Origin of the sequence: Cellulosimicrobium cellulans, from assembly GCF_001722485.1 — a bacterium.
In the GTDB taxonomy this organism is placed as follows: domain Bacteria; phylum Actinomycetota; class Actinomycetes; order Actinomycetales; family Cellulomonadaceae; genus Cellulosimicrobium; species Cellulosimicrobium cellulans_A.
Genome location: NZ_LWGL01000139.1, coordinates 1 through 8466, shown reverse-complemented (window position 1 = coordinate 8466; position 8466 = coordinate 1). Strand labels below are relative to the sequence as shown.

At 74.7% G+C, this 8466-nt stretch carries 9 protein-coding genes; 1 reads left to right on the top strand and 8 read right to left on the bottom strand.

The features are described 5' to 3' along the window. Positions 1 to 149: 149 nt before the first annotated feature. The 7 genes from ybeY to JZ5iCDA_RS13425 all read right to left on the bottom strand — a co-directional run bounded on the left by ybeY (position 150) and on the right by JZ5iCDA_RS13425 (position 6848). Positions 150 to 602 (bottom strand): rRNA maturation RNase YbeY, encoded by a 453-nt coding sequence (gene ybeY, locus JZ5iCDA_RS13455; RefSeq protein ID WP_069387633.1) that lies wholly within the window; start codon positions 600 to 602, stop codon positions 150 to 152. Next, positions 599 to 1681: a PhoH family protein gene (locus JZ5iCDA_RS13450; RefSeq protein ID WP_069387632.1), complete on the bottom strand. Its 1083-nt coding sequence runs from the start codon at positions 1679 to 1681 to the stop codon at positions 599 to 601. The genes ybeY and JZ5iCDA_RS13450 overlap by 4 nt, the downstream gene beginning before the upstream one ends. Before the next feature lie 136 nt (positions 1682 to 1817). Continuing rightward, positions 1818 to 2174 (bottom strand): HIT domain-containing protein, encoded by a 357-nt coding sequence (locus JZ5iCDA_RS13445; protein WP_069387631.1) that lies wholly within the window; start codon positions 2172 to 2174, stop codon positions 1818 to 1820. Positions 2175 to 2232: 58 nt separating this feature from the next. Continuing rightward, the gene (locus JZ5iCDA_RS13440; RefSeq protein ID WP_069387630.1) at positions 2233 to 3048 is read right to left on the bottom strand and encodes a 16S rRNA (uracil(1498)-N(3))-methyltransferase; all 816 of its coding nucleotides are present in this window, start codon (positions 3046 to 3048) and stop codon (positions 2233 to 2235) included. A gap of 28 nt (positions 3049 to 3076) precedes the next feature. Beyond that, positions 3077 to 4201 (bottom strand): molecular chaperone DnaJ, encoded by a 1125-nt coding sequence (gene dnaJ, locus JZ5iCDA_RS13435; protein WP_069387629.1) that lies wholly within the window; start codon positions 4199 to 4201, stop codon positions 3077 to 3079. A 91-nt stretch (positions 4202 to 4292) separates the two neighbouring features. Further along, on the bottom strand, positions 4293 to 5309 hold the full coding sequence (gene hrcA, locus JZ5iCDA_RS13430) for a heat-inducible transcriptional repressor HrcA (RefSeq protein ID WP_069387635.1): 1017 nt from the start codon (positions 5307 to 5309) through the stop codon (positions 4293 to 4295). Positions 5310 to 5402: 93 nt separating this feature from the next. Beyond that, a complete protein-coding gene (locus JZ5iCDA_RS13425; RefSeq protein WP_069387628.1) occupies positions 5403 to 6848 on the bottom strand; it encodes an MFS transporter in 1446 nt (481 codons plus the stop codon). Between the two features lie 78 nt (positions 6849 to 6926). On the opposite strand from JZ5iCDA_RS13425, the gene JZ5iCDA_RS13420 reads away from it, so the two are divergent. Beyond that, entirely contained in the window at positions 6927 to 7793 is an 867-nt protein-coding gene (locus tag JZ5iCDA_RS13420; RefSeq protein WP_069387634.1) for a DUF3097 domain-containing protein, read from the top strand. Positions 7794 to 7803: 10 nt separating this feature from the next. Here the strand turns inward: JZ5iCDA_RS13420 and JZ5iCDA_RS13415 are convergent, their stop codons facing one another. Continuing rightward, a complete protein-coding gene (locus JZ5iCDA_RS13415; protein ID WP_069387627.1) occupies positions 7804 to 8262 on the bottom strand; it encodes a hypothetical protein in 459 nt (152 codons plus the stop codon). Positions 8263 to 8466 lie beyond the last annotated feature (204 nt).

The window sequence follows — 8466 nt, the reverse complement described above, 5'->3', positions numbered from 1 at the left end:
GCCCTCGCGCGCGGTCGGCTCGGCACCCGTCGCCTCGAGGACCGCGGCGCGCGTCACGCGCAGCACGGCGGCCTCCCCCGCGCTCAGCGCCGCCGCCAGCGCGGCCGCCAGGACGGTCAGCGCCGCGAGGAGCGCGACGGGTTCGCCGCTCACCGGCCCGCGAGGAACGTCAGGAGCAGCTTGCGCTGGAGCGCGAACATCTCCTTCTCCTCCTCGGGCTCCACGTGGTCGTAGCCGAGCAGGTGGAGGATCCCGTGGGTCGTGAGGAGCAGCATCTCCTCCACCGTCGAGTGGCCCGCGGCGCGGGCTTGCTGCGCGGCGACCTCGGGGCACAGCACGACGTCACCCAGCTGGCCCGGCCCGGAGACCTCGCCGTCGCGACCGGGCCGCAGCTCGTCCATGGGGAAGGACAGCACGTCCGTGGGGCCGGGCTCGTCCATCCACCGCACGTGCAGCTCGCTCATCACGTCGGTGTCGACGAAGAGGATCGACAGCTCGCTCTGCGGGTGCACGCGCATGGCGTCGAGCACGTAGCGGGCGAGGGCGGCGAACTCCGCCTCGTCGACCTGGGCCTCCGTCTCGTTGTTGACCTCGATGCTCACCTGTCGTTCCTCGCCCGTCGGTCCCTGTCCGCGCCCCGGCCGCGCCGGTCGCCCTCGCGGCCGCGCGCGCCCGCGGCCACGTCCCACCGCGCGTACGCGTCGATGATGTCGCTCACGAGCCGGTGCCGCACCACGTCCGACGACGACAGGCGGCAGAACTCGACGTCGTCCACGCCCGTGAGCACGTCCTCGATGACGCGCAGGCCCGACGACGTGCCGCCCGGGAGGTCCACCTGCGTGGCGTCGCCCGTGATGACCATCTTCGAGCCGAAGCCGAGCCGCGTGAGGAACATCTTCATCTGCTCGGACGTGGTGTTCTGCGCCTCGTCGAGGATGATGAACGAGTCGTTGAGCGAGCGCCCGCGCATGAACGCGAGCGGCGCGACCTCGATCGTCCCGGCCTCGATGAGCTTGGGGATCGAGTCGGGGTCGATCATGTCGTGCAGCGCGTCGTACAGGGGGCGCAGGTACGGGTCGATCTTCTCCGTGAGCGTGCCCGGCAGGAACCCGAGCCGCTCCCCCGCCTCGACCGCGGGACGCGTGAGGATGATCCGGTTGACCTGCTTCGACTGCAGCGCCTGGACGGCCTTCGCCATCGCGAGGTACGTCTTGCCCGTGCCGGCGGGGCCGATGCCGAAGGTGATGGTGTTCGCGTCGATGGCGTCGACGTAGTGCTTCTGCCCGACCGTCTTGGGACGGATCGTGCGGCCGCGGTTCGACAGGATGTTGAACGTGAGCACCTCGGCGGGGCGCGAGGCGGTCGCGGCGGTGAGCATCCCGATCGAGCGGCGCACGACATCGGCCGTGAGCTGCGTGCCCGCCTCGACGACCTCGACGAGCTCGTCGAGCAGGCGCGACGCGAGCGCGACCTCGCCGGGCGGGCCCGACACGGCGATCTCGTTGCCGCGCACGTGCACGTCCACGGCGGGGAACCCGTCCTCGACGGCGCGGAGCACGGAGTCGCCGCTGCCGAGGAGCGCGACCATCGGCACGTGACCCGGGATGACGATGCGGTGCTCGACCCGGTGCTCGCCGGAGCGCCCCGGGTCGGGTGCGGTGTCTCGTGGGAGGGATGTCATGAGCCGGCTTGCGCCGTCGCGCTCCTTCGTTCGGGCCAGGGATGCGTACCGTGGGGCACCACCATCGTACCGAGCAGCCGTCGCCCGGACACGCCCTTTCGCGCGGGGCGGAGGGCCGTCGTCCCCCGCGCCCCGCTCAGGCGGGCGACCACCCGAGCTCCGCGCCGGCGATCACGTGCCCGTGCACGTGGAACACGCTCTGCCCGGCACGGGGACCGGAGTTGAAGATGAGGCGGAACTGGCCGTCCGCGAGCTCGCCCGCGACCTCGTCCGCGAGCGCGACGACGTCGCCGAGCAGCTCCGGGTCGGCCGCCGCGAGCTGCGCGATGTCGCCGTGGTGGTCGCGCGGCACGACGAGGACGTGCACCGGGGCCTGCGGGTCGATGTCCTTGAACGCGATCGAGCGCTCGCTCGTCGCGACGACGTCGGCGGGCAGCTCGCCCGCGACGATGCGGCAGAACAGACAGTCGGTGGAGGCGCCCGTGCTCGTCATGCGCCCGAGGCTAGTCCACGGGCCGCTGCCCCGCTCCGGGACGCCGCCGGAGCGGTCGTCAGGCGCCGACGCCCCACCGGCCGAGCCGCTGCGCCAGCAGCGCGATCGCGACGGGACCCGCGGTCGACGTGCGCAGCACGTGCGGCCCGAGCCGCGCCGCGACGGCGCCCGCCGCCGTGAGCGCCTCGATCTCGCGCTCCGAGATCCCGCCCTCGGGCCCGACGACCACGAGCACCTCCGGCGCGCCGTCGGTGTCGGGGCCCGCGCCGGGGCCGGTGGTACCGGTCCCGGCCGGCGCGGGCAGCGGCACGTCGGCGAGCGCCGTGGTCGCCTCCTCGTGGAGGACGATCGCGCGACCGCCCGCGGCCACCACCTCGCCGACGTGCGCGGCGAGGCCGCGCGAGTCCACGGGCAGGGCCACCTCGGGCAGCCGGGCGCGGCGGGCCTGCTTCGTGGCGGTGCGGACGGTGCCGAGCCAGCGGGCGCGGGACCTCGCCGCGCGCTCACCGCGCCAGACGACGACGGAGCGCTCGGCCTGCCACGGCACGACCCGGTCGACGCCGACCTCCGTCGCGGCCTCGATCGCCATCTCGTCGCGGTCGCCCTTCGCGAGCGCCTGCACGAGCGTGACGACGACGTCCGGCGCCGGGTCGACGTCGACCTCCTGGACGAGCAGCGTCACGCGGCCCGCGTCCGCCTGCTCGACGACGCAGCGCAGCCGGAGCCCCTCGCCGTCGACCACGTCCACGCGCTCGCCGCGCGCCTTGCGCTGCACGACCCCCGCGTGGCGGCCCTCGGCGCCGTCGAGGACGTAGCGGTCCCCGGCGACGACGCGGTCGAGACCGCTCTCGGCGAGGAAGACGGGCGCGCTCACCGGAGCCACTCCCCCACGGGCCGGCCCCTCAGCGCCCGGACAGCTTGTCGCGCAGGCGCGAGAAGACGCCCGGGTGCGCGGCGGACAGCCGCGGCTCGGGACGCTCCTCCCCGCGCAGCGACGCGAGGGAGCGCAGGAGCCGCTCCTGCTCCTCGTCGAGCGCGGTGGGGACCTGGACCTCGATGTGCACGTTGAGGTCGCCGCGCCCGCTCGCGTGCAGGTGCCCGACGCCGAGGTTCTTCAGCGTGACGATCTGCCCCGGCTGGGTGCCCGGCCGCAGGTCGATCTCCTGGAGCCCGTCGAGGGTCTCGAGCTCGAGCACGGTGCCGAGCGCCGCCGCGGTCATGGGGACCTGCAGGGTGCAGTGGAGGTCGTCGCCGCGGCGCACGAACGTGTCGTGGCTGCGCTCGCGGATCTCGACGTAGAGGTCGCCCGCGGGGCCGCCGGCGGGGCCCACCTCGCCCTGCGCGGTGAGCTTGATGCGGGTCCCGGTGTCGACGCCCGCGGGCACCGTCACGCTGACGGTGCGACGGCTGCGCACGCGGCCCTCGCCCGAGCACTCGGCGCACGGCTCGGGGATGACGGTGCCGAAACCCTGGCACGCGGCGCACGGGGCGCTCGTCATGACCTGGCCGAGGAACGAGCGCGCGACGCGCTGGACCGTGCCGCGGCCGTGGCACACCTCGCACGTGCGCGGCGACGTCCCGGGACGGCAGCACGTGCCGCCGCACGTGCCGCAGACCACGGCCGTGTCGACCTGCAGCTCGCGGCGCGCGCCGAACGTCGCCTCGGCGAGGTCGATGTCGAGGCGCACGAGCGCGTCCTGGCCCCGGCGCGCGCGCGGGATCGGGCCCTGCTGCGCCTGGCCGCCGCCGAAGAACGTCTCGAAGATGTCCTGGAAGCCGAAGCCGCCGCCCATCGGGCCGCCCGCACCGCCTCCGGGCGCGGTCGGGTCGACGCCGAGGTCGTACTGCTGGCGCTTCTCCGGGTTCGACAGCACCTCGTAGGCGCGCGCGACGTCCTTGAACCGGTCGCCCGCGTCCTCCCCCGCGACGTCGGGGTGCAGCTCGCGGGCGAGCTTGCGGTACGCCTTCTTGATCTGCTCCGGGCTGGCGTCGCGGGCCACGCCGAGGATCTCGTAGTAGTCGCTCACACGTCACTCTCTGCTGGTGCCGGTCGCCAGGACGGGGTCCCGGCGTGGTCGGTGGTCGTGGGGCCGCTCCCAGGGGTGCGGGCGGGGCGGGTCACGTGCCGAGGACCCGCGACATGTACCGGGCGACGGCACGCACCGCGGCGATGGTCCCCGGGTAGTCCATGCGCGTGGGGCCGATCGAGCCGACCAGGGCCACCGTGTCGCCGTCGTTACCGTAGCCCGTCGTCACGACGGACGTCTCCGTCAGCCCCTCGAGCTGCGTCTCGTGGCCGATGCGGACGCTCACACCGGACTCCGCCGCCATCTCGGTGAGCAGGCCGAGGAGCACGACCTGCTCCTCGAGCGCCTCGAGGACGGGCCGCAGCGCGTGCTCGAACCGCATGCCGGCCCGCGCGAGGTTCGCCGTGCCGGCCAGGACGAGGCGCTCCTCGCTCTCCTCGGCGAGCGTCTGGGCGACGAGGTCGCCCACCGCGCGCACGAGCGGGGCGTCGTCGGGGTGGAAGGTCTCGGCGACGTGCGCGAAGCCCGGCGTGAGCTCGGCGAGCCGCTTGCCGGCCGCGGCCGCGTTGAGCCGCGCGCGGACCTCGGCGAGCGTGCCTTCGTCCGGCACGCTCGCGACCTCGAGCGTGCGCTGCTCCACGCGCCCGGTGTCGGTGATGATGACCACGAGCAGGCGGGCCGGGCCGAGCGGGACGAGCTCGAGGTGGCGCAGCCCCGAGCGCCGCAGCGACGGGTACTGCACGACGGCGACCTGCCCCGTCAGGTGCGCGAGCAGGCGCCCCGCGCGCGCGATGACGTCGTCGAGGTCGACCCCCTCGGACAGGAACGTCTCGATCGCCCGCTTCTCCGGCGCCGACAGCGGCTTGACGCTCGACAGCCGGTCGACGAAGAGGCGGTATCCCTTGTCCGTCGGGATGCGACCGGCCGAGGTGTGCGGCTGGGCGATGTACCCGGCGTCCTCGAGCGCGGCCATGTCGTTGCGGATGGTCGCGGGCGAGACGCCGAGGTCGTGGCGCTCCGTGAGCACGCGCGACCCCACGGGCTCGCGCGTGAGGACGTAGTCCTCCACGATCGCCCGCAGGACCTCGAGCCGCCGTTCGTCGCTCACGTCCACCTCCCGCGTCTCTCGCGTGCCCGACCCGGCGGACGGCGCCGCGGCGGTCGGAGCAGGGTCGGCACTCTCGACCCCCGAGTGCTAATCCTACGCGCCCGCCGGGGACGTCCCGCGTCCCTCCGCTCGTCGCGAACGCAGGTCGACCACGCCGACGACGAGGGCCACGGCGACGAAGCCGATCGTCACGAGCATCGCGCGTCCCGACGCGGCCGCACCGTCGGCGCCGCTCGCGAGGCCGCCGTAGTAGACGGACAGGACGATCGAGACCCCCACGGCCGTCCCGACGCGCTGCCCGACCTGGATCATGCTCCCCGCCACGCCCGCGCTGCCGACGGGCACGTGCGCGAGGGCGAGCGTCTGGTTCGGCGCGATGACCAGGCCGCTGCCGGCCCCCGCGACGAGCAGCGCGCCCGCGAGCGCCGGGCCCACGAGGCCGGGCTCGTTCCCGAGCGTGCGCACGATGAGGTCCGCCGCGACGGTCCCCGCGAGGACGAGGCCGAGCCCGACGACGACGAGCCGGCGGCCCCAGCGGGCGACGGCACGGCCGGACAGCCACGCCGAGACCCCGGACGCCACCGCGAACGGCGTGCCGACGAGCCCTGCCTGCAGCGGCGAGTACCCGACGTCGTCCTGCAGGTGCAGCGTGACGACGAGGAAGATGCCGGTGAAGCCCGCGAAGTACGCGGCGCCGAGCAGGGCCCCGTTGCGGAAGGACGCGAGGCCGAGCACCTGCGGGTCGAGCACCGCCGCGCCGACGCGCCGCTGGTAGCGGCGCTCCCAGACCACGGCGACCGCCGCGCCGCCGACGCCGAGCGCGAGCCACCACCAGCGCGCCGGGTCGTCGTCGACGCCGGTGGTGGTGACGAACGGGAGCATGACGCCGACCGTCGCGACGGCGAGCAGGGCGAGCCCCACCGCGTCGAGCTTCCGCGGACCGCGGGCGACCACCGCCGTGGGCACGAGGCGCCACGCGAACGGCAGCAGCACGGCGATGACCGGGATGTTGACGAGGAACACCCAGCGCCAGCCGTCCTCCGGGCCCGCGAGCGCGATGATCACCCCGCCGAGGACGGGACCGAGCGCGGTCGAGACGCCGATCGTGGCCCCGAAGAACCCGAACGCGCGCCCCCGCTCGGCCCCCGCGAACAGCTGCTGGATGAGGCCGACGACCTGCGGGTTGAGCAGCCCCGCGCTGACGCCCTGGAACAGACGGGCGACGCCCAGCCACGTGCCGTCCGGCGCGAGGCCCGACGCGAGGCTGAAGACGGCGAAGCCGACGAGGCCGGCGATGAACAGCCGCCGGCGCCCGCCCGCGTCGCCGAGGCGGCCCGCGGGCACGAGGGCGAGGCCGAACGCGAGCGTGTACCCGGCGACGACGAGCTGCAGCTGGGTGGGGCCGGCGCCGAGCGACTCCTCGATCGACGGCAGGGCCACGTTGACGATCGAGACGTCGAGGGTCGTGATGAAGCCCACCGCGAGGCACACCCAGAGCACGTGCCAGCGCTGACGGTCCTCGTCCGGGGTGTGGGTCACCGGTCCGTCGTACCACCCGGTGCGAGCGTCCGCGCGTCGGTCCGGGCGGGTCGCGGGCGGCGATCCTAGGGTGTGGCCGTGCCTCTCGACCGCTACGGCTCCGACGTCCTCGGCGGCACCGCCGCCCCTCACCACCGTGCCCGCCCCGTCTCGCGGCCCCAGCCCGCGGAGCGCGGGCTCGTCGTCGAGGAGGTGCAGACGGGCTGGGTCGGCGCCGTCGTGCGCGTGGAGAAGTCCGGCGGCATGCACGTCGTCGTCCTCGAGGACCGGGCGGGGCGCACGCGCTCCTTCCCGCTCGGCCCGGGGTTCTGGGTCGACGGCGAGCCGGTCGAGCTGACCGCGCCCGTGACGTCGCGGGCCCCGGCCGCGCCCGCGCGGACGGCCTCGGGGTCGCGCGCCGTCGCGGGTCAGCGGGCGCGCGTCGCCCGCGGCAGCCGGATCTGGGTCGAGGGCAAGCACGACGCCGAGCTCGTCGAGAAGGTGTGGGGCGACGACCTGCGCGTGGAGGGCGTCGTCGTCGAGCTCCTCGACGGCGTCGACAACCTCGCCGACGCGCTCGCCGACTTCGCGCCGACGCACGAGCGCCGCGTCGGCGTGCTCGTCGACCACCTCGTGCCCGGCAGCAAGGAGCAGCGCATCGCCGACGCCGCGCTGCGGACGGTGCCGGCGGGCACGGTCCTCGTGCTGGGCCACCCGTACGTCGACGTGTGGCAGGCGGTCAAGCCCGCGCGCGTCGGGCTCGAGCGGTGGCCGGTGATCGAGCGCGGCACCGAGTGGAAGCGCGGCATCCTGCGCGAGCTCGGCTGGCCCGCGGCGTCGCAGGCCGACGTCGCGCGGGCGTGGCAGCGGATCCTCGGCACCGTGCGCACCTACGCCGACCTCGAGCCGTCGCTGCTCGGGCGCGTCGAGGAGCTCATCGACTTCGTCACGGCCCCGCAGGGCTGAGCGGCGGCGCTCAGGCGGGCTGCTCGCCGAGGAGGCGGCGGTAGGCGAACGCGACCGCCACGTACGTCAGCGGGATGGTCACGAACAGGCCCAGACCGAGCGGGATCGCACCGAGGATGTTGATGCCCAGCAGGGCGAGCAGGAGCAGGAGCACGGAGCCGAACCGCTTCGCGACGAGCGACCAGCTGGAGCGGATCGCGGTGATCGCGTCCTGGTCCCGGTCGAGCGTGACGTTGTAGACGAACACCGAGAAGGCCATCACGGCGAGCCCGGGCAGGATGCACAGGAACAGGCCGACGGTGGTGAGGATCGAGACGAGCACGGCCGCGAGGACGACGTTGACGACGTTGCCGATCCGGAAGAAGGCCGCGACGTCCGGGCGGCGCCCCGCGGTCTCGTCGAGCGCGCCGCGCGTGAAGAACGCGGTGACGAGGTACCCGATGATCGAGCCGACGACCGACAGCAGCACGCTCGTGAACGTCAGGCCGGTGATCGCCGCGACGCTCGCGCCGTTGTCGTCGTAGCCGTCCCAGAGCTGGGAGAAGCCGCCGCACGCGGCGTGTCACACGCCCGCAACGCGCCGGACCGAGCGCCGAAACAGACCGCTTACCGATCCGAATCACCGCTCTCGCAGACTCGGGACACCCCCGGTGCTCGCGTCCCGCACGCAGCG

Coding starts and splice junctions, on each gene's coding strand:
- JZ5iCDA_RS13450 (WP_069387632.1), bottom strand. CDS start 1,681: ATGACATCCCTCCCACGAGACACCGCACCCGACCCGGGGCGCTCCGGC.
- JZ5iCDA_RS13445 (WP_069387631.1), bottom strand. CDS start 2,174: ATGACGAGCACGGGCGCCTCCACCGACTGTCTGTTCTGCCGCATCGTC.